This is a genomic window from Sphingomonas sp. Ant H11 (assembly GCF_000797515.1).
GTDB lineage: Bacteria > Pseudomonadota > Alphaproteobacteria > Sphingomonadales > Sphingomonadaceae > Sphingomonas.
In genome coordinates, this window is the sequence record NZ_JSBN01000209.1 from 1 (window position 1) to 1,004 (window position 1,004).

Here is a 1,004-nt window from a genome sequence, read left to right on the forward strand (position 1 = left end):
AGAACTATAGCAGCCCTCCCCCCAGCCCAGTTCGGGGTCGGATGTGCCCCCGGCACATCCTCGACAGCGCGGGGCGCTGTCGACCCCGAACTCGCAAGCGGGAGGGGAGACGAAACGACCGCCCCGCTGGCCGACCGCCTCGCCCGTGCGATCACGCTGGCCGGGCCGATTTCGCTCGCGCAGTTCATGGCGGCGGCCAACCAGCATTATTATGCGACGCGCGATCCGCTGGGCAGCGGCGGCGATTTCACCACCGCGCCCGAGATCAGCCAGATGTTCGGCGAACTGATCGGCCTGTGGGGTGCCGATTTGTGGGACCGCGCCGGGCGACCGCCAGCGGCGTGGGTCGAACTCGGCCCCGGTCGGGGGACGCTCTCGACCGATGCGCTGCGCGCGGCCGCGAAGGCCGGTTTTGCGCCGCCGGTGCATCTGGTCGAAACCAGCCCGGTGCTGCGCGCCGCGCAAGCCGAGCGCTTGCCGCACGCGACCTGGCACGACGCGATCGACACATTGCCCGCCGATCGCCCGCTGATTGTCGTCGCCAACGAATTCTTCGACGCGCTGCCGATCCGGCAACTCGTCAAGGGTGCGGACGGCTGGTTCGAGCGGCTGGTCGCCTGTCAGGACACGCTGTTCCTGCCGATTGCGGGCAAACAAGTCCCTGATGCAGTCATTCCCGAGGCGTTGCGCGACACCGCAGCCGGCTCGGTGATCGAGACGTCTCCCGCCAGCGTGGCGATCCTGCGCGGCCTCGCCCAGCGTATCGTCGCACAAGGCGGGGCGCTGCTGGTAATCGATTATGGCTATCACGGCCCGGCAATCGGCGACACGCTGCAAGCGGTGCGCGGCCATGCTTACGCCAACCCTTTTGATATGCCCGGCGAGCAGGACCTTACCGCGCATGTCGATTTCGGCACGCTCGCCGCTGCGGCGACGGTCGAAGGCGCACAGGTCGCGGGCCCGGTCGGGCAAGGCGTGTTCCTCGGCGCGCTCGCATCCCGCAT

At 68.9% G+C, this 1,004-nt stretch carries 1 protein-coding gene; it reads left to right on the forward strand.

Annotation, left to right across the window (positions count from 1 at the left end; all coding sequences use genetic code 11):
• Window positions 1-126: 126 nt before the first annotated feature.
• Window positions 127-1,004: SAM-dependent methyltransferase (locus NW75_RS21790; protein ID WP_033967465.1), on the forward strand; the 878-nt coding region annotated here is incomplete at its 3' end.